Origin of the sequence: Bacillus cereus group sp. BfR-BA-01349 (assembly GCF_022663795.1) — a bacterium.
GTDB classification, from domain to species: Bacteria; Bacillota; Bacilli; order Bacillales; family Bacillaceae_G; genus Bacillus_A; species Bacillus_A cereus.
Genome location: NZ_JAKUGE010000046.1, coordinates 23579 through 42571, shown reverse-complemented (window position 1 = coordinate 42571; position 18993 = coordinate 23579). Strand labels below are relative to the sequence as shown.

The window sequence follows — 18993 nt, the reverse complement described above, 5'->3', positions numbered from 1 at the left end:
TGCTTTTATTTTATCTTTTGAAGAAAATTTAGCCATAAAAAATGCACCTCCAATTGTTAGTTATGTGTCTAACAATTGGGGTGCACTTCACCTTACGAGGTCTTTTTTACTTATTTTCCAAATACACTAATTGATTCTTCCTCAATTACAAGTAAACAATTAGCATATTACATGATTTAATATCCCCATAGACAATTCAACTCTATTAATTCGGTTCGATCTTAATATCCCCCTTTTATTCCAAAAACTCAATAATCGTTTCACATACTTTATCCGTCTCCTCGATATCTGGGAAATGTCCACTTTTTTCAAATATAACAAGTTTACCATTTTTCAATTGTCTCGTTATTCTATAACTCATTCCTACACCCGTGTTATAGTCATGCGCTCCAACTATGACACACGTATCAATTTCTAAACCTTTAATACGCTCAATAAGCGGTAAAGATGATTTTGTTCCAAAAATAACTTTGCTCATCTTCCCTGTATTACTTAACTGACTTTCCTCCCAAAGACTCCGATTTAGCTTTGCAAATTCTTCATTTTTAAACAATAATCGATCTACAGCTTTTGTATCAACTATACTCCAAACTTGATTATACCTTTCTTTTAAAGGAATTTCTGACTTACTTATTATCAATATTTCTTCTTTCATTTCTCCTTTCGTTACTTGTAGAAAACCTTCTATCTGCACAGTATACATATCATTTAAATCATCTAACGATGGTGCTTGTAATACCATTTGTTCAACATTTTTTGGATATTTCAAAGCATACTCTAAACAAAGTTGTCCACCAAAAGAATATCCTAACAAATTTATCTTCTCTACATGTAATTGCTTTCTTAATTCCTCTAAATCTTCGACTAGAGTATTGATTGAGTACTCACCGTCATCTTGTGGTGCCTCACTTCTACCACATCCTCTTTGTTCATAATAAACAACAGTCATATTTTCTTCTAACCTCAACCCAAGTGTTCTTTCGAATACATAATGATTGCCACCTGGACCACCATGTACAATAATGAGAGGAACTGTATTATGAGCTGCCCCTGCAACTTTACACCAATGCAATACCCCATTGATTTTCAAATAGTGTACACCATCTTGCAACATTAACTGATTCATTTACCCTCTCTCCTCATCGCTCACTTATTACTATCTAAATGTATAAGTTCTGACCATTCACACTTTCTCCCTTTGTATCCTTTAGACACTATCCTCATTTATATGAATAGCTTTCTTATTCAAAAATAGATTTTTAAAAATTCCTACTCCCACAATTAATAAAACTATACCAACTAATTTATTTACTTGTAATGGAACACTCTCCATTCCAAATAATCCGAATGTATCAATACATAACGCAACAACCAATTGAGTAATAAGACTAATTAGCACCGTATATGCTGGACCTAAGCTCTTTATTGCACCCATTATACAAATAATTAACCCGATGCCAAACAGTCCACTTACATAAAACAAATAATTTGTAGTATACACTTTAATGTTAATACCGTTTTCTGTAATGATATAAAATAGAATAGAACTAATGAGACCTATTCCAAGGACACATGTAGTCGTTAACCACTGTCCTACATTTTCATTTACTTTTGCATTAAAAACAGATTGTAAGCTAATTAATATTCCTGCTAATGTAGCTAAACTAAATCCAATCAAAATCTTCCTCTCCCTTTCATTGCTCATATATATTATCTTTAGCGACTTCCTTCATTCTAGAAAAATCTTTAATTACAATAACTCCATTACTCTTTTCAATTAATTTTTCATTATAAAATTTTTGTAATACCCGTATTACGTGCCTATAACTTACCCCTATAAAATCCGCAATACTCGTTACCGAAGTTGCATCCAAATCCTCTTTATACATATTCCCGTTACTATCTGTTGAAATTGAAAGTAAATAACTAGCTACACGTACTTCTACAGGATAAAGTAAATTAAGAGCAGTAAAACGAGTCGATATTTTTAATGTGTTCGCAATGTTTTCAAGCAAGAACTTCATAAATATAGGATCATGTAATAACTTGTTTCTAATAACCGTATTAGAAATAGAGATTGCTACAACATCTGAACAAGCTTCAACGACATTATGTGCTTTGCTATTTTGAATTAATTCAATATCACCAACAATGGCCAATGGATTGATAAAGCGAAGGATTAGTTTCTTCCCTTCAGGTGTAATCGTGTAAACTTTTGCTTTACCTTTAACAACAAAATATAAACGATCCATTTCGTCATCTATATTGCAAATAAGCTCGCCTTTTTCAAAGTGATTTAATTGAAAATAAGCTGTATCTATTTCTGAAAAAACCTCGAGCGTTTTATTGGTTTTCAAATAATGCGTAATTAAACCTGATCTATTCTCCATATTCATTTCTCCTTTCATTTACATATTAAATACAACAATACCTATAATCATTACTATCGTTCCCACAATATGATATCTCTCCATCTGTATCTTTTTTATATGAAACAGTCCTTTCATTTCAATAACTGTTGCCGTTAACAATTGAGCAACCATTAGTATGCCAGCTGTCAATGTAACTCCTAATGAATATATCGCCATAGTTTCTGCACAAATAATGAATCCACCAAATGCACCAGCTGCTAAATATATTTTTTTCACACTCTTTAAATTTGTTACTTTCTCCTCTTTCTTTAATAAAAATACAGTTGTTGCAATAATGAATCCAATTAAATGGGTTATAATACTCGTCGACCATATACCGATATGTGAACTAAGTTTCGCATTAAAGGTACCTTGAAGTGTTATAAATATCCCCGCAAAAATAGCAAATAGAATACCTTTCAAAAAATCATCTCCTCATCCTTTATTTCTGACTTAATTAAAAACCATCATCCTATAATGGCAAAAGGACAAATGTCACATCACTATGAAAATAACTTGAAATGAACAAAAACACACCTCAAAAATGCGAGATGTGTTTTTAATTATTTATATATAATGTTTTAAAAATGAAAATTACGCTACATTAAAAGATTTCTTTTTCATAACAAACTTTGCAAATAAGAAACGTACAAGCGGTCCCATAATAATTAATTGTAATGGATATGCCATTATGAAATTTTTAATAAAAATCGAAAAATAAATGGAAACAAATGAATCTCCTTGTAGTCCACCATGTAAATACATCATAGCCATACCGAAAAATGACATAAAGAACACCATTCCAATTACCATAGTTGTCGCCATTGCAACGATAATATTTATTTTTTTAGATTTATCAAATGGCAATATGAATACAATTTTTTTCGCACAAGGTCCAACGATACATATTTCAATTAATAGTGCAATAATAAAGCCAATTAATAGTTCTAATGCAATCTCTTTAATATAAATTGGTCCTCCTGTTTCATTCATTAGTAAATTGTAAAACGTCATTACGATAACCATCCCAAGGCACATCATCATGCCAAATTGGAGGTTTTCCTTTCTTGTTGTTGGCAAATTTCATCATCCTTTCTCTTTGAGTCTTTGTCATTATATCGACATTGGAAACCCCTTCGTAAGTGAACATTTTGTGAACGAATTTAAAGCGTTTTCATATTTTTCCTTTCTACTCAAATTCTCACTTTTACTTATAGAGGTTATATATATCGCAATGTTGAATTACTAAATTTAACATTGCATTACACTATTACTAGGAGGATAACCATGAATGAAGCAGAATTTTACGCATATCACATCGTAACAAGGAAAAAAATGCATATCGGACAAATCATTCCTTTTAACAAAAATCAACACAATACTCTATATCACTTCTTTTTTGAAAGAGAACAATTAAATGCTAGTGGTGAAGATGGCATACAAATTTTAAATAAACACTATAAAAATAACGAATTACATATAAATAATGAAAATACTAAAGTAGTTATGAGTTATATGGATCAAACAATTAGAGCAGTTAGAGAAACAATTGTAGAAATGGTTAGACTACAAGAATTCCCTGAATACCCTTCCAGGTTATCTTGCTTATATGCTGCTAAAAGCTATGAGGATGCTTTGAAATGGAGAGCGCTATTTGATTCTTACAATCGAGAAGTTTTACAGATTGTTAAACTACGAGTGATTGGAAGTTCTTTTGAAGGTGACGGGAATCTTTTACCGAAAGAAGATGGAATTCCTTTTTCTCAAAAAATCGAACAAGCTAGAGAGTATTGGAAAGGAAATATTAGAAATGAGCTTCCTGAGCTACTGATTAATGGAGAAATTGAAGTGGTAGAAATTATTGATGACTTTTCCTCAATTCATATTTAATTTCTAACTAAATCATATAGGATGGAGATTACAATGAAGAAAAAAGTGTACTTCAATCATGATGGCGGCGTAGATGATTTAATTTCATTATTTTTATTACTTCAAATGGAAAACATTGAACTTACGGGTGTATCTGTTATCCCAGCAGACTGCTATTTAGAACCCGCAATGTCTGCCAGTCGTAAAATTATCGATCGCTTCGGCAAAGGTAATATTGCCGTAGCCGCTTCAAACTCTCGCGGGCAAAACCCGTTTCCGAAAGACTGGCGGATGCATGCATTTTATGTAGATGCTCTACCAATTTTAAATGAGTCTGGAAAAGTTGTAACACCCGTGGTGGCAAAACCCGCGCATCATCATTTAATAGAAACACTTCTACAAACGGAAGGAAAAACAACTTTATTATTTACTGGGCCCCTAACTGACCTTGCTCGTGCATTATATGAAGCTCCCATAATCGAAGATCAAATTGAACGCCTTGTTTGGATGGGTGGTACATTTCTTAAAGCTGGCAATGTACATGAACCAGAGCATGATGGAACAGCTGAGTGGAATTCGTTTTGGGATCCTGAAGCAGTAGCTCGTGTATGGGATGCAAAAATTAAAATCGACTTAGTGACACTAGAAAGTACAAACCAAGTTCCGTTAACTATAAACATACGTGAGCAGTGGGCAAAAGAACGAAAGTATATTGGTATGGATTTCCTTGGTCAATGCTATGCAATGGTCCCCCCTCTCGTTCACTTCTCAACGAACTCTACTTACTATTTATGGGATGTACTAACTACCGCTTTTGTCGGAAACACTAGCCTTGCAAAAACTGAAACGATTAATAGTATCGTTCATACATACGGACCAAGCCAAGGACGTACAGAGGAAACTACTGATGGACGACCTGTAAATGTCGTTTATGATGTAAAACATGATGTTTTCTTTGAATATATTACTGAATTAGCAAAGAAAGCTTCTATCTGAACCCCTATAAAGTGATATAACTTCAGATAATGAGCCCCAATTTTAGAAATTGGTTGTAACTAGATATTTAACTATTAAAAAGAGTATTGAATTAAATTTCAATACTCTTTTTGTGCAATTTAATTATATTTGATTAATGTAGTGTCTTACAGATTATTCATTTCATAATCATTGACAAAATACGTTATTGTTTCTAACTCATCTGCATTTAATTCTCTATCTAGCTCTTGTTTATACGCTGCCTTTATCTTCTCTTCATCGCCTTTATGAGCTTCTGTATATGTTCCTACTGTTTTTAGCAAATGAATTTCTTGTAAAAACTCGTCTCGATTTATAGCTGTCCCATGAGAAAGAATATATGTCTCAGCATCAAATTTCTCTAATTCATCTATCAATTTAAACGTTTTTTTCGTCGTATAGTTCCACTTTGAAGAAAAAATATCTGCATATATACAATCTCCTACAAACAATATCTTTTCTTCTTTTATATACATAACAACTGAATCATGCGCATGATCTCCGCCCACATGTTTTAACACGCATGTCACTTCACCAAGGTCTAATTCCATTTGATCCTGGAACGTTAAGGTTGGAGGAATAATGTTAATATTTCTCGCTTTTTCTTCAAACTCTTTCTTGATACAATTCGCACAAAATGCAATTTCAGTACCCTCTTTTACGCGTGCGTCCAACGCTTCATCTGTCCATTCATAAGATACTATTGCCTGCATTTCTTTTTTCGTTTCAGCGTGCGAAATAGTTAATGCATTCTGTAATACAGATAATCCAAAAATATGATCCCAATGCCAATGCGTTAATGCTACAAAATCAGGATTCGATACATTTTGTTCTTTTAACATTTCTAAAAATAATTGTGCATGTTCTTCTGAATTTCCTGCATCAATCATTAACGTTTTTTCTTGTCCAACGACCATTCCTAAGATAGGTCTATCTGTTTCAGAAACAGGTGTCATATACCAAAATGAGTTTCCTATTTTTTTAATTTGTTGCATAACCAATTCCCCTTTTCATTTTCTCACTTAAAATTAATATATAAATTATAACGAATCACTACTTTTTTCTCTATAATCAAACACAATTACTTGGACTAATCTAACTTTCTTTTTCGTAAGCTAAAAATAAGGGAATAGAATCGGAGTGTGATACTATGGAACGTTTATGGATTCCAATGATTGTAACATTTTTTTCGTTCGGTGGATTACTATTAGGAGGTGCTGTTGGAGTAGCAACACGCCAACTTATTGAAGAAAAGATGCATCGTTTATACGCATTATGTGGTGGTATTTTACTTGGGCTTTTATCCCTTGAAATTATTCCTGAAACATTTTCAAGCTACGAAATGGTTGGGCCTATACTTAGTATAGCTATCGGTATTTTAGTTATGAGCTTATTAGATAACTATTGTCACCATCCAATGATACATAAAAAAGATCAACAAGCATGGCAAACCTTCCTTTTTCTCTCTTTCGCTATATTTATTCATAATATACCGAGTGGATTTGCGTTAGGTACAGCTTTTATAAATCATAATGACTCTGCCATTCCCTTTTTAATAGCAATCGTCGTTCACCATATTCCAGAAGGATTAGCTTTAATTATTCCATTTCTTTTTACAAAACATAAATATATTTCCTTTTTATTAACGACTTTATTACTTTCTCTTATTCTCGGTACTGGCACAGTTTTTGGCATTTTGATGGAAGGAAAAGCTCTTCACCTGCAAGGCCTCATTATGGGAAGTGCTATTGGTTCACTTGGATATGTCACAATTCATGAAATGCTTTGGAAAGCTAAGAAACAGCTCTCTTTCCTTACATTTCTAATGTGGGCAACTAGTGGTTTTTTACTAATAACAGTGTTCACTTTATTCGCTGGTCATCATTAAAGTTGCTAAAGTGAAACTTTTGTTCCTCCCACACTGATTCTTGGATTACAAATAACTAGATAAATTTCTTACTTGTATATTTTTCCTTTTTATTCAAAACATAATGTTATCTACCTATTATAAGGAGGAACAATTATGTTTGGGAAAACAGCAGGTGAAGCATTAGTTGATTTATTAATTGATTGGGGAGTAGAGCACATATACGGTATGCCTGGAGATTCCATTAATTCTATCATTGAAGCTTTAAGAAAAAAACAAGATAAAATTAAATTCATTCAAGTTCGCCATGAAGAAGCTGGTGCACTAGCAGCGGCTGCCTATGCGAAATTAACAGGAAAACTTGGCGTTTGTATGGCAATTGCAGGACCTGGTGCTATTCATTTATTAAATGGTTTATATGATGCGAAACTCGATAAAGCCCCTGTTCTAGCAATTTCAGGTCAAGTAGAAACCGATTTACTTGGAACGGACTTTTTCCAAGAAGTAAATTTAGAAAGAATGTTTGATGATGTTGCGGTTTATAACCAGCGTATTATGTCAGCAGAGCAACTACCTGCCGTAGTGAATCAAGCAATTCGAATGGCTTATACGAAAAAAGGTGTATCCGTTCTTACTATTCCAGATGATGTCCCGAAATTTGAAGTGAAAAATGGTGCCCGTGTTACAAATACTTCTTTTACTTTGCCTGAATTATTTCCACAAAAAGAAGATTTAGATGCAGCGAAACTCGCAATAAATGAAGCGAAAAAGCCTGTGATTTTAGCTGGAAAAGGAACAAAACATGCGAGAGAATCTTTACTTGCATTAGCAGAACATATTGGTGCTCCAATCGTACTTACATTACCTGCTAAAGGAATTATTCCTGATGAACACCCTCTTTGTATTGGTGGATTAGGATTAATTGGAACGAAACCTTCTTATGAAGCAATGAAGCATGCAGATACTTTAATTATGGTCGGTACTTCTTATCCGTTCACCGGCTTCTTACCTGAAAAAGCAAAAACAATTCATATCGATACAGATCCTGCCCAAATCGGGAAACGTTATGCGACAGATATTGGTTTAGCTGGTGATGCTGATAAAACATTACGATGGTTAATTGAAAATGTTGAAGAACACACAGACCATTCCTTCTTAGAACAGCACCAAGAAATGATGAAAAAGTGGGAAGATAAATTACACGATCAAGAAGAAGACTCTTCCATTCCAATTAAACCACAACGTGTTATGCATGCTCTGCAGCAAGTAGCTCATGATGATGCAATATTATCAGTCGATGTCGGAAATGTAACAGTATGGACAGCAAGACACTTCCGTATGACAAACCAACAATTTATCATTTCTAGCTGGCTCGCAACACTTGGCTGCGGTTTACCTGGTGCACTTGCTGGAAAAATTGCTTTCCCGGATAAACAAGTATTTGCAGTTTGTGGTGATGGCGGATTTGGAATGACGATGAATGACTTCGTAACAGCTGTAAAATATAAATTACCAATCGTTGTCGTCGTATTACACAATAATAAAATTGCGATGATTAAATTTGAACAAGAAGTTATGGGTAATATCGAATTCGAAACAGACTTAACGAACCCTGATTTCGCAAAATATGCAGAGGCTTGTGGAGGTATTGGATACCGTGTTGAGAATTTAGATGAACTACTTCCCGCTTTCGAAAATGCAGTAAAACAAAATAAACCATGTATTATTGATGTAGTTGTAGATGCTAACGAAGCACCAATGCCAGCAAAAATCACATTTGGTCAAGCCGCTGGTTATACGAAGCATATGATAAAAGAATTATTTGAAGAAGGTAAGATTGATTTACCTCCACTTTAAGCAAAAAAAGATAGCTGAAAACAATTTGTCTTCAGCTATCTTTTTTATTTTTGTATCTCTCTATAAAAAGAAAAGTCATCCATAGTTGGTTGTACTTAAGACTCTTATTTTTTATCAAGAGTCTTTTTATTTAATTTCGCTTCAGTTAATACTATGCATCTAAAAATCTTTATACATCTCGCTAACTATTTCAATTCTCTAAAGTTCGGATATACTTTATTTTATGAATGTATCGCACATCCACTTATAGAATTTTTCTTTCTCTTCAAATTGTGGATAATGAGCTGATTTCTCAAAAGTAATAAATTGTTTTTGATCTGCTTCTATCTTATCAAAATATGTTTTTGCTGCATGCAATGAAGTGTTATAGTCATATTTCCCCATAAGGAAATAAAACGGTAGCTTCATTTCAATCACCTTAGTAGGCAATGGATTTTTTAAATCCTTTTCTAATAAGACAGTTTGAGAATGTGATAATCCAACGTTATAACGAATTACGTCTAACAAGTTATATTCATTACAGAAAGATTTGAAAACATCTCGCATACACATTTTTATAAAAACACATAGAAAAGAGCCCTTGCTTTCAACACAAGGACTCTTTTCATAAACTATTTAGCTACCTCTTCTTTCGGCATTACCATACCTTTATAAAGTTGAACAGTTATCCAGTAATACATGAAATAAATGACTAAGAAGATTCCTATTGGCACCCACACTTTCACAAACGGGTCAACTAATATAAAGCTGAATAAGTTAAGCCCTACTAAAACGTGAGAAATGCCAATGATCGCTGGGAAGATAAATAAATATGAAATTTCTTTATATATACTTTTCGTTAACATACTACGTCTCACACCAATTTTTCGTAACATTTCATAACGGCGTACGTCGCGAGAAGCACCTGTTAATATTTTGAACATAAGGGAACTTGCCATCATTGCTAAAAAGGCAATTCCGAGGAAAAATCCCATAAACATCGTTCCGCTCATGAAGCTGTTCATAAACTGATAAATTGTCATTTTCGTAAATAAGTCTGCCTTTTCACCTGTTGCTTTTTCAATTTGTGCTTTTTGTCTCTTATCTATTTCGATCAATAACGGTTTATATTTTTTCATATCATCTACTTTTGCTAATGTTACAGTATGTTCGGTTCCTTGAATCCCTTTATAATGCTCTTCGTCTGCAATTCTTACTGGTTTTCCGCTAAATTGATTATGCGTAATTTGTATCTCTCTTACAACTGCGTCTTCCCAATCCTTTGGCATATGAGGGAATTTTGCTAATTCAGGAGCCTCTAAAGCTGAATATACAGGTTCAGTTAAAGGTTCAGTCACACGTTTGCGAACAGGCTCTTTTAAAGTTTTTGTATCAAAATGGTCTGAAACAAGTGGCGGTTTCGCAGTTAAGTCGTTACGTAAATAATAAACCGCTTCTCCATCTACTTTATATTTGTACTTGCTTTCTTCAACAATTTCCATTTCTTTTAATGCTGCTGTATCTTGTTCGTTTGGATCATGAATTGCAACATCATATACACGAGAAAGGTCTGTCATAATACCTACATTTTTTTGGAAAGCCATACCTGCCGTCATCGCACCTGCGCCTAATGCAATTAACATAGCTACAGTACCTAATACTCTCGATAAACTATTAACTCGAAAGCGTAGCTGTGCGTATGTAAAACTATTTAAGCCCGTTTCATTTCGTTTTTTATTTCCTTTAATTTTCATCACAAAAAATGGGAGTAATGAACTAAAGATGAAATATATTCCAAGTGTTGTAACGATGGTTGCTATAATAAAACCTAATTCAGCATATATTTTTACATTAATCATAAAATAGTACCCTGTACTTACTAGTAATACACCAAGTACTGTCATTATGATAATGCGAGTTTTACTTTTCTTCACTTCATCTAGTGTTTCATCTTCACGAATTAACTCTAGTTCAGTTTTACGTAACAATCGGACACTGTTCATTAAGCCAGTAATGAAAAATAGTATTAAGAAGAAAATAGCTGTGACTAAAATTGCTGGTGTGTATACAGATGCATAACTACCTTTTGCTGAAATTTCCATTCCATTCATTAAAAAGTTTCCTGCTACACTTGCAAGTAACATCCCTACTAAAATACCGATAATAATACTGACAATACCCATACCGAATGTTTCAATAAATAATAACTGTGCTACTTTTTTCTTTTTTGCACCAAGCATCATGTACATACCGAGTTCTTTTCTTCTTAATGTGAGCAAGAAAGAGTTGGCATATATAATATAAAATACAGTAATGAAAGATAATAGTATTGCACCTACCCAAAAGACGAGTCTAATACTACTAATTAGACTATTATCTTTCGTAAATTCACTATTCATCGCCATCGTTTGGAACATGTAGAAAATACTAATACTAATAACGAGGCCAATAAGTAAAACCATATAATCTTTTAACATCTTTTTCATACTATGACGTGATAATTTAAATAACATAGTTTCGCCCCCCTACTTAGACTCAGCAGCTGAGCCCATATGAGCGAGCACATCTAAAATGTCTTGATAGAAATTCTCTCGAGTGCCTTGACGATTTAATTCTTTATAAAGAAGACCATCTTGAATAAATAAAATACGCTCACAATAACTTGCACTAAATGCATCGTGTGTAACCATCAAAATACTTACATTGTGATTTTCATGTAAATCTTGCATCGCTTCTAATAAACTTTTTGCGTTTTTACTATCAAGCGCACCTGTCGGTTCATCTGCTAATACAATTGCTGGATTATGTACTAAAGCTCTTGCCGCCGCTGTTCTTTGCTTTTGTCCTCCAGAAACAGCCGTCGGATATTTTGTTAAAATTTCGGTGATACCTAATTTCTTGGCAACGTCATTTACCTTTCCAGTAATCTCACTTGACGGTACGCCTTGCAAAGAAAGTGGTAAAGCTATATTTTCATAAATTGATAAGTTTTCTAGAAGATTAAAATCTTGAAAAATGAAACCTAATTTTTGAGAGCGAAAATCAGATAACGCATTGCCCTTCATAGAAGTAATATTTGTACCAGCTATCGTCACACTACCACCTGTCGCTTGGTCAAGTGTACTTATCACATTAAGTAAAGTCGTTTTGCCAGACCCAGAAGGTCCCATGATCCCGACAAATTCTCCTTCTTTAATACTTAACGATACACCCCTTAATGCTTTTGACTGATTCTCATTTCTTTTCCCATACGTTTTTTCTACACTTTCTACAGTAACTACATTTGTTGACATCTCTTTCACTCCATCCCTTTTGTATAAAATTAATTTCTCACATATTTCTTATTATTTTGCCATGTGAATTCTTAAGATTTTTTTAATTATTCATTCAATAAGAGTTACACCCTTAACATGAACCTATTTCCTACTCCATATTCTCATTTTTCTACAACTCGTTCCCTCGATTTCGCTTACATTTACCTTACATTTTTGTAAGATAAAAACGAAAACACACTAATTGCTAATAGTGTGTTTTCTTTACAATCAATATTTTCTATTCTTTATTTCTTCTTCAATACTTGCCACAAATACATCTAGCGCAATAACTTCTGACTTCTCTTCCCCATATTTACGTACATTTACAGCTCCGTTTTCCATTTCCTTATCCCCAATAACAAGAACATACGGTACTTTTTGCATTTGTGCTTCTCTTATTTTATATCCTAATTTTTCATCTCGTGCATCTTGTTCAACACGAACTCCAGCTTGTGCTAATTTATGTGCAATCTCATTGGCATATTGTTCATGTACTGCATTTGAAACTGGAATTACTTTCACTTGAACTGGTGCCACCCATGCCGGGAACGCACCTCCAAAGTGCTCAATTAATATTGCTAAGAAGCGATCTAATGACCCTAAAACTGCTCTGTGAATAACAACTGGTCTTTTCTTTTCATTATTTTCATCTATATAATTCAAATCAAATTTCTCTGGCATTTGGAAATCAAGCTGGATTGTTCCGCACTGGTGGCTTCTATTTAAAGCATCTTTAATATGAAAATCAATTTTCGGCCCGTAAAATGCACCGTCACCTTCATTTAGTCTATATTTATAATTTAGCGATTGTAATACATTTTCTAATGCCGCTTCTGCTTGCTCCCATAATTTATCATCACCCATTGAATCTTCTGGACGAGTAGAAAGCTCTACTTCATATTCGAATCCAAAAGTTTTATATACGTAATCAATTTGCGCCATTACTGATTTAATTTCATCTTCAATTTGTTTTGGAGTTACAAATAAATGTGCATCATCTTGGCAGAAAGTACGTACTCTTAATAATCCGTTTAACGCACCACTAAATTCATGACGATGTACTTGACCAAATTCACACATACGAATCGGTAATTCACGATAAGAATGCAATTGATTTTTAAACATAAGCATGTGCCCTGGGCAGTTCATCGGTTTTAATGCAAAACTTTTATTATCTACTTCAGAGAAATACATATTATCTTTATAATGTCCCCAGTGCCCTGATCTCTCCCATACTTCTTGGTTCATCATGAACGGAGTGCGTACTTCTTGATACTTATACTCTTTTTGAATTTCTCTTAAAAATGCTTCCAATTCGTTACGAATCATTTGTCCTTTCGGTAAATAAAACGGCATTCCCGGAGCCTCTTCAGAAAACATAAATAACTCAAGCTCACTGCCTAACTTACGATGATTTCTTTTTGCTGCTTCTTCAACGAAATGTAAATACTCTTCTAATTCTTTTTGAGAAGAGAATGCAACACCATATATGCGCTGAAGCACTTGGTTATTACTATCACCTCGCCAATATGCACCGGAAACGTGAGTTAATTGAAATGCTTTCAAATAACCTGTAGATGGTAAATGTGGTCCTCTACATAAATCTACAAATTCACCTTGTTTATATAGTGTTACACTTTCCCCACTAGGAATTGCTTCTAAAAGTTCTAATTTCAAGCGGTCGTTCATTTCTTGAAACAGTTTAGCTGCTTCTTCTCGAGAAACCTCAACTCGTTCTATCTTTATATTTTCATTTATGATCTTTTTCATTTCTTTTTCGATTTTTCGTAAATCTTCTATGTTTACACTACTTGGAAGATCCATATCATAATAAAATCCATTTTCAATAACAGGTCCTACTCCAAGATTTATATCACCATACAATCTTTTTACAGCTTGCGCTAAAATATGTGCCGCGGAGTGTCTTGCAATTTCTACCCCTTCATTTGAATCTATAGTAATGATTTCCACTTCCGCATTTTCTTCAATATCTCGGCGTAAATCATATAATCCATCATTTACTTTCCCCGCGACTGCTTTCTTTTTCAAACTACTGCTAATGGATCCAGCAATTTCTTCTAAAGTAACTCCATTTACAAATTCTTTAACGCTACCATCTGGAAATTTAATTTCAATCATTTGTTCTTTCATTTTTCATCTCTCCATTTCATAATAAAAAGCACACTCATCCCTAAAATAGGGACGAGCGTGCTTTTACCCGTGGTTCCACCCAGATTCCCATTGTAAATATACAATGGCTTCATTTACGGTAACGTCGTTTACACGGCACTAGATACTTCATTTCCCTAGTGCAGCTCTAAGGTGGTAAGTTATTTTTCTGCGTTAGGAAGTTCTCAGCTTTCCTTCCTTCTCTGTATAACCGGGTAAAATAGCTCGTGTCCTTTTCTTCGCTTATTATGAAATTGAATGCAAAAAAGCATATTCATCCCTAAATATAGGGACGAATATGCTTATATCCGTGGTTCCACCCAGATTCCCATCACAAAAAAACATAATGGCTTCTTTTGCGATAACGTCGCATACACGGCACTAGATACTTCATTTCCCTAGTGCAGCTCTAAGGTGGTAAGTTATTTTTCTGCGTTAGGAAGTTCTCAGCTTTCCTTCCTTCTCTGTATAACCGGGTAAAATAACTCGTGTCCTTTTCTTTGCTTTTTGTAAAACATCCATTTATTGTTATTTAATATATCTTATTCATTTTATTTTTGCAAGTGTTTAAAAAAATTATTTATTTAATTTAAAAAAGCGAAACCAAATTTTTTTGGTTTCACTTCACAATTTTACCAATCTTGTGATTCGTAATTTAAGTCTGCGAATAGACGTCTTTTCTCTTTCTTCGTTAAATCTCTCCACTGCCCAACTGGTAAATTATTCAATTCGATATTCATAATTCTCGTACGTTTTAACGTGTATACTTGATAACCTAAAGCTTCACACATACGGCGAATTTGGCGATTTAGCCCTTGTGTTAAAATAATTTGGAACTCATATTTTGATAACTGTGTAATCTCACAAGGAAGCGTTTTTGTTCCTAAAATTTTAACACCCGCTGCCATTTTCTCTAAGAAATCAGGTGTAATTGGCTTATCTACTGAAACGATATATTCTTTCTCATGTTTGTTTTCAGCACGTAAAATCTCATTAACAATATCGCCATCATTCGTTAACAAAATTAAACCGTCAGAGTCTTTATCAAGACGTCCAATGTGGCTAATTCGTAAAGGATGATTCACTAAATCAATAATATTACCTTTTACTGATTTTTCACTCGTACATGTAATACCTACTGGTTTATTTAAAGCGATATATACGTGATCTCGAGCAATTCGAAGCTGCTCTCCATTTACTCGTACATCATCACCTGGGTTCACTTGGTCACCAATTTTTGCAACCTTACCGTTAATAATTACTCTTCTCTCATTAATTAGTTTATCCGCTCCACGTCGAGACGCTTTTCCAGCTTCACTAATAAATTTATTGATACGCAAATTAGGCACATCCTTTTCTAAAAAAAATTTCAAGCTCACACTGCTTCTACCGTACAATACAAAAGGGTAAGCCTCCTATTATAACTTAAATATATTAACATGAAAGGGTATATAACGTCTTCTATTAATTACTTGTTTATAAGAAAATATCTTTATTATACATTCATTTATGCACTTTTTCAGCGTTTAATATACAAGCCATTCTTCCTTACATACAGCTTGTTTTCCTTTTATCTCTTCTATCTCTTCATGAATATTAGCTAATTTATATAAATCTGTGAAAATCTCTTCCACATAATGTTGATGTGTCTTTTCATCTTTCCAATACGTTAACACTATGTAACGATTTTCATTTTTTAAAGACTTCCCAACTACTCCACCTAACATTCCTTTTGCTTTTTCCATTCCTTTATTCCAAATTGTTTCTTGCTTATGTAAAAAATGATTTTCCTTTTCCATCTTTACATCACATATAGCAACTCTTACGAATGATCCTTCTGTAACAACGTCTTTCAAATGCGTATCAGTTATATCATACAACGTTTGAAATAATTCAATTTCACATGCAAGAAACGTATCCTCTTGATTACTATTTAAATAAATTGTATCGTGAGCACCCTTCATAAATGATTGATATGTACTTCTATCTTCCCATAAAGTAAATACACATGCCTCATCTTCATACCATCCACCAAATTGTCCATGAAAACCATCTAGGTGCCGTATATCACGCCATTTTCCTTGCGCATTTGAAAACAATTCCTTTTTCTCTTCTTCCACCTTACAGTAGATTGTTTTTAGTAGCATTTTTAATTCCCCCTTTAGCATATAATTTATCTTCTTCTCACAATAATTAGTTCACATAATATTTTTATAATCACCCTAATACTTTTTATAGACATATAGAACTAATCATATTTATCACTACATCTATCAAAACATCTATCGAATTTAATTTCAAATGATTCAGAATAAAAAAAGATGTAACTCTTAATGAATTACATCTTTAGCTAATCTCCCTTATTCATCTTTTTCTCAAATAAATAATACGTAATTTCTCCCGGATAATGTACTACTGCTACCTTCCGCTCCCCTTTTTTAAAACTAACAGTATGCCCATTTTCCCCTAAGTTCTCCCATCCACTCGCCTTTGTAATTGGCATTACACTTATATATTGATAGTCCTCTTCCTTATCATCGTTAATATGGATTGCTGACATTGGCACTGGAAAATCTTTAATTTTAGATTCTTTATTCATAAATATGAATGCAATTAAACCAACTAATAACATAGCCATTGAAATACTTAAAACCAGTTTTCTTCTATTCATTTTCACTAAAAACCCTCTTTTCTCGCATATAACTTTCATCATTTTACTAACTTTAATTATTTATGTATAGAGAAGAAATAATTTTAATTATTTCTAACCTATTTTCTCTACTTTAAACAACATTATTGTTATATATTATAATTATAAGTTTTTAAATTTTGGAGGCGTTACATATTGCAGAAATTACTTTTTACTAAATGGACAGTTGTTATTTCTATTTTCATCATTTTCGGTACGATTTTCTATGTTACTAATGTTAAAAATAACAACGAAAAAGCAACTGTAGAAACAGCGGATACAAAAACTTTCAAAACTAAATTACAACCTAAAATTAATGAATTGACTACTCATTATAATGACATCATCGAAAAAGATTGGTTACCTGCCTGGGAAGAGATTAACACGAATGGAGATTCAGTAGATCGAAATAAACTATTAGTTACAATGAGTGCTGTTTCCAAGCAGTACGAAACAATTATGAACGAAATAGACACGCTTAAAATTGAAGAAAATATAGCAGATATAGATATACAAAAACAACTAATTCAATTCACACCTCAGTTTAAATCCGCATCAAATTTCATGAAAAATGCAGCAAATTTAATTATAGACGGAGCAAATAACTCTACTCCAACCGATGAAACTATTGAAAAAACAAAACAAGCTTTAGGACTTGCGGATCAACATATTGTCATCGCTTTATCTACTTTAAATGAAGTTGAAGATAAATTAGGACTTACAAAAAAATAAAACTATTTACTATTTTAAAATAAAAAATGATTGCAATTCACAATTTGTATGTCTATAATGTTTTTATTGATTTACAATCAATGTGTTTATAAATTTTATAATTCGGATGAACCATTCAGGAGAAGGTCTATTGATCTACCGACGGGGCAAAAAGTTGTTATACCAGCTTTGAAACTCTCAGGTCTTGGTTACAAGTAGAACTGCATGGGGACGAATCTCTGGAGAGACTCCCTCTCGCTTTCATAGAGCGCGGAGGAAAACGAGCACCGAAGGAGCAAATCCGCTAATATAGCGGATAATCTCTCAGGTAAAAGGACAGAGACAAGCGAAAGAAAATGCCGATTTGTATCGGTTTATTTTTCTATCCCTTGTTTCTCCAGAGACCATTTCATTTACTTGAAGTGGTTTTTATTTTTTCTAAATAAAGGAGAATAAAGATGGAGCCAGTAAGTAAAGTATTAGAACAAATGAAGAGGATCATTTGGAGCTGATACTGTAATATGTACTGGTGGAATCATTAGTCCTTCACCTGTCGCTTTCAGCACCGCTTCTTTTCGAGTCCAATATGTTAAAAAACCTTCTATTTTCTGTTCATTTGGCAGTTTCATAACTTGCGCTATTTCAATGTCTGTTAATACACCTTCTGCCATTTTCATAACATCTATACTTGGATTCATTTGTTCTACATCTATGCCAACAGGTGCAGATTTTGTAAATGCAACGACAACCCACTCACCTGAATGCGAAACGGATAATTGCGGCATACCTTCTGGTAATTGTGGTCTTCCATGCTGCAATTTACATACTGAGCACATTCGATCAATTGGTACTTGGACTGGTGACATAGAAAGTATCTTGCCGAGAACTAATCTACTTATTACGCAACCTATTATAAAACGAGCTCGATCTGCCGAATGATGATACGAATTTGCTTTCTCTCGCTCTATATCATTTAGTAAATTGTAATGCCATGATTGTAAATCCGAAATTCTTGCCCACCATATTTGACAATCATTCTCATTCAAAGTTGGAATAGAATCTACAACTTTACTTTCTATCATGTAAACTCTCCTTTATTCAACGAATATCAAT

General features: G+C 33.4%; 17 protein-coding genes, 2 pseudogenes, 1 riboswitch and 2 other annotated features. Of the genes and pseudogenes, 5 read left to right on the top strand and 14 right to left on the bottom strand.

Annotated features, from left to right (window positions below):
- Positions 1-235 precede the first annotated feature (235 nt).
- The 5 genes from MR169_RS21615 to MR169_RS21595 form a co-directional block, all read right to left on the bottom strand.
- Positions 236-1126 carry an alpha/beta fold hydrolase gene (locus MR169_RS21615; RefSeq protein ID WP_061664946.1) on the bottom strand — a complete coding sequence of 297 codons (891 nt, stop codon included), beginning with the start codon at positions 1124-1126 and terminating at the stop codon, positions 236-238.
- Positions 1127-1207: 81 nt separating this feature from the next.
- Positions 1208-1678, bottom strand: coding sequence for a DMT family transporter (locus MR169_RS21610; RefSeq protein ID WP_242320010.1), 471 nt, complete (start codon positions 1676-1678; stop codon positions 1208-1210).
- Between the two features lie 16 nt (positions 1679-1694).
- Positions 1695-2390, bottom strand: a complete 696-nt coding sequence (locus MR169_RS21605; protein WP_016117888.1) for a Crp/Fnr family transcriptional regulator — start codon at positions 2388-2390, stop codon at positions 1695-1697.
- An 18-nt stretch (positions 2391-2408) separates the two neighbouring features.
- Positions 2409-2834, bottom strand: coding sequence for a DMT family transporter (locus tag MR169_RS21600; protein ID WP_242320009.1), 426 nt, complete (start codon positions 2832-2834; stop codon positions 2409-2411).
- 171 nt (positions 2835-3005) lie between these two features.
- Positions 3006-3491, bottom strand: coding sequence for a DUF2798 domain-containing protein (locus MR169_RS21595; protein ID WP_002103059.1), 486 nt, complete (start codon positions 3489-3491; stop codon positions 3006-3008).
- Between the two features lie 207 nt (positions 3492-3698).
- Here MR169_RS21595 and MR169_RS21590 point away from each other — a divergent pair, with 207 nt between their 5' ends.
- Complete coding sequence (locus MR169_RS21590; RefSeq protein WP_001001048.1) at positions 3699-4301, top strand: DUF2441 domain-containing protein; 603 nt, start codon at positions 3699-3701, stop codon at positions 4299-4301.
- Positions 4302-4322: 21 nt separating this feature from the next.
- Positions 4323-5276 carry a nucleoside hydrolase gene (locus MR169_RS21585; RefSeq protein ID WP_001999745.1) on the top strand — a complete coding sequence of 318 codons (954 nt, stop codon included), beginning with the start codon at positions 4323-4325 and terminating at the stop codon, positions 5274-5276.
- A gap of 146 nt (positions 5277-5422) precedes the next feature.
- Here MR169_RS21585 and MR169_RS21580 read toward each other — a convergent pair whose 3' ends face one another.
- Positions 5423-6289, bottom strand: a complete 867-nt coding sequence (locus MR169_RS21580; RefSeq protein ID WP_242320008.1) for an MBL fold metallo-hydrolase — start codon at positions 6287-6289, stop codon at positions 5423-5425.
- Between the two features lie 155 nt (positions 6290-6444).
- Here MR169_RS21580 and MR169_RS21575 point away from each other — a divergent pair, with 155 nt between their 5' ends.
- Together MR169_RS21575 and MR169_RS21570 are read left to right on the top strand one after the other, a co-directional pair.
- Positions 6445-7182 carry a ZIP family metal transporter gene (locus tag MR169_RS21575; RefSeq protein ID WP_242320007.1) on the top strand — a complete coding sequence of 246 codons (738 nt, stop codon included), beginning with the start codon at positions 6445-6447 and terminating at the stop codon, positions 7180-7182.
- Between the two features lie 135 nt (positions 7183-7317).
- Entirely contained in the window at positions 7318-9018 is a 1701-nt protein-coding gene (locus tag MR169_RS21570) for a pyruvate oxidase (RefSeq protein WP_242320006.1), read from the top strand.
- A 216-nt stretch (positions 9019-9234) separates the two neighbouring features.
- On the opposite strand, the pseudogene MR169_RS21565 reads toward MR169_RS21570, so the two are convergent.
- The 7 genes and pseudogenes from MR169_RS21565 to MR169_RS21535 all read right to left on the bottom strand — a co-directional run.
- Positions 9235-9537 (bottom strand): annotated as a pseudogene (locus MR169_RS21565) (hypothetical protein); the annotation flags it as partial.
- Positions 9538-9629: 92 nt separating this feature from the next.
- Entirely contained in the window at positions 9630-11510 is a 1881-nt protein-coding gene (locus MR169_RS21560; RefSeq protein WP_242320005.1) for an FtsX-like permease family protein, read from the bottom strand.
- A 12-nt stretch (positions 11511-11522) separates the two neighbouring features.
- Entirely contained in the window at positions 11523-12290 is a 768-nt protein-coding gene (locus MR169_RS21555; RefSeq protein ID WP_242320004.1) for an ABC transporter ATP-binding protein, read from the bottom strand.
- A gap of 249 nt (positions 12291-12539) precedes the next feature.
- Positions 12540-14462 (bottom strand): threonine--tRNA ligase, encoded by a 1923-nt coding sequence (thrS, locus tag MR169_RS21550; RefSeq protein ID WP_242320003.1) that lies wholly within the window; start codon positions 14460-14462, stop codon positions 12540-12542.
- A 44-nt stretch (positions 14463-14506) separates the two neighbouring features.
- Positions 14507-14729: a binding site (T-box leader), on the bottom strand.
- Between the two features lie 36 nt (positions 14730-14765).
- Positions 14766-14990 (bottom strand) — a binding site (T-box leader).
- A 122-nt stretch (positions 14991-15112) separates the two neighbouring features.
- Positions 15113-15820, bottom strand: coding sequence for a 23S rRNA pseudouridine(2604) synthase RluF (rluF, locus tag MR169_RS21545; protein WP_242320002.1), 708 nt, complete (start codon positions 15818-15820; stop codon positions 15113-15115).
- A 186-nt stretch (positions 15821-16006) separates the two neighbouring features.
- Complete coding sequence (locus tag MR169_RS21540) at positions 16007-16627, bottom strand: DUF4937 domain-containing protein (RefSeq protein WP_242320001.1); 621 nt, start codon at positions 16625-16627, stop codon at positions 16007-16009.
- A 203-nt stretch (positions 16628-16830) separates the two neighbouring features.
- Positions 16831-17193 carry a hypothetical protein gene (locus MR169_RS21535; protein WP_050569647.1) on the bottom strand — a complete coding sequence of 121 codons (363 nt, stop codon included), beginning with the start codon at positions 17191-17193 and terminating at the stop codon, positions 16831-16833.
- Between the two features lie 132 nt (positions 17194-17325).
- Here MR169_RS21535 and MR169_RS21530 point away from each other — a divergent pair, with 132 nt between their 5' ends.
- A complete protein-coding gene (locus MR169_RS21530) occupies positions 17326-17901 on the top strand; it encodes a hypothetical protein (RefSeq protein ID WP_242320000.1) in 576 nt (191 codons plus the stop codon).
- A 208-nt stretch (positions 17902-18109) separates the two neighbouring features.
- Positions 18110-18230, top strand: a riboswitch (glycine riboswitch).
- Positions 18231-18365: 135 nt separating this feature from the next.
- Here the strand turns inward: MR169_RS21530 and sfp are convergent.
- Positions 18366-18962 (bottom strand): annotated as a pseudogene (gene sfp / locus MR169_RS21525) (4'-phosphopantetheinyl transferase Sfp); the annotation flags it as partial.
- Between the last annotated feature and the right edge of the window lie 31 nt (positions 18963-18993).